We start from the raw sequence: 1768 nt of genomic DNA, 5'->3' as shown, positions 1-1768 counted from the left end.
TATACATCTCAATAAAATCATGGCAGATAGAATTTTTACAAACTTGAAAATTGATATGAGTTGCAAAAAATATAAGAGGGTTTATCGCGATGCCTTATGGTTTGGTAAAATTGCGTCTTAAAAATTAACGAAGTATTGTATAATAAACTTAATAAATATTCTAAAGCTATTGAATACGCTTATAAAGGGCTGAAAATAGCAAAAGAAATAGGAGCATTAGATGACGAAAAAGAATCATATCAATATCTTTCATATTCTTATGACAGCTTGGGGAACTATAAAAAAGCTTTTGAGTATCATAAATTGTATTCTACAACAAAAGACAGCTTATTTAATGCAGAAAAGAATAAACAGATAACCGAGATGGAAACCCGTTACCAGACAGAAAAGAAACAACAGGAAATCGAAAAACAAAATTTACTGCTCGAAAAAAAAGATGTTGAAATAAAGAAGCAGGCTATTCAAAGAAATTCGTTTATTATAGGCGCAGGCTTGTTGCTTGTTCTTGCTTTTGTGATATACGGCCGCTATCGTCAGAAGAAAAAGGCAAATGAATTAATCACCTATAAAAATCAAGAGCTTGAACAGGCAAACGAAGAAATCTGTGTACAACGCGACGAAATCGAAACTCAGCGGGATATAGTAATTAAGCAAAAAGAACATATCGAAGAAATTAATGTACAAATTACCGATAGTATTCACTATGCAAAGTATATTCAAGGCGCAGTGCTGCCCGATTCAGACTATTTAAGAGAAATTCTGGGTGAACATTTTATTCTTTTCAAACCGAGGGATATTGTCAGCGGCGATTTTTACTGGGCGGCAAAAATAAAACAGTGGCTCATTTTTATAGTTGCCGATTGCACAGGACATGGAGTGCCGGGTGCCTTCATGAGTATGTTAGGAATATCTTTTTTAAATGAAATTATAAGTAAAGATGAAGTAACTCAGGCAAACCATGTATTAAATTATTTGCGTGTTCATGTGATTGAATCTTTGAAGCAAAAAGGAATTTTAGGCGAACAACAGGACGGTATGGATATTGCACTTTGTGCATTAAATACAGATACGTTAGAGTTGCAGTATGCCGGCGCAAATAATCCATTGTATATTATTCGGAAAAACCAGACAAATTTGGATGAAATAAAGGGCGATAAAATGCCAATCGGTATCCATCAAAATATGCAGCCCTTTACAAATCATATTACAAAACTTCATAAAGGTGACACGCTCTATTTAATGAGTGATGGCTATAAAGACCAGATTGGTGGCGAAAAAGAAAAAAAATTCTTATCGAAACGACTTAAAGAGCTTATTCTATCTATAACTAATGAATCAATGGAGCAGCAATGCAAAATACTTGATAACACAATTGAAGACTGGATAACCGGACATAAAGAAAAATACGAACAGACAGATGACATAACAGTTTTGGGCATAAAAATTTAACGAATAAAAATACTGAGGAATGCGACCGAGTGCATAACATCGCATAAGAAAAATGCCACACGTATTGATAAAGCTAATGCTACGCATATACGCTGATGAATTATTGTGTGTGGCACTTTTCCTATGCGAGTACCGTTACCAGCCAGTTGAACAACAAAAATTTGGCGGGATAAATTATGAACAATAGTTCGGTAAAAATTTGATATTAACAAAGGTATGTAAATAACTTTTACAACCGACCAGTAGGACAAAAGAAAAAGACATCAATTTTGTTTTTATGATAAAAAAACGTCTTGATGTCTTCCGAAAGAGCGAGGCT

General features: G+C 34.0%; 1 protein-coding gene. It reads left to right on the top strand.

Going from position 1 to position 1768, the window contains the following annotated elements:
* Window positions 1-135: 135 nt before the first annotated feature.
* Window positions 136-1449 carry a SpoIIE family protein phosphatase gene (locus tag HY951_13420; protein ID MBI5541059.1) on the top strand — a complete coding sequence of 438 codons (1314 nt, stop codon included), beginning with the start codon at window positions 136-138 and terminating at the stop codon, window positions 1447-1449.
* Window positions 1450-1768: the final 319 nt, after the last annotated feature.

The sequence above is a fragment of the Bacteroidia bacterium genome, from assembly GCA_016218155.1.
Lineage (GTDB): Bacteria > Bacteroidota > Bacteroidia > Bacteroidales > GWA2-32-17 > GWA2-32-17.
This window is presented reverse-complemented; position numbering and strand designations above follow the sequence as displayed.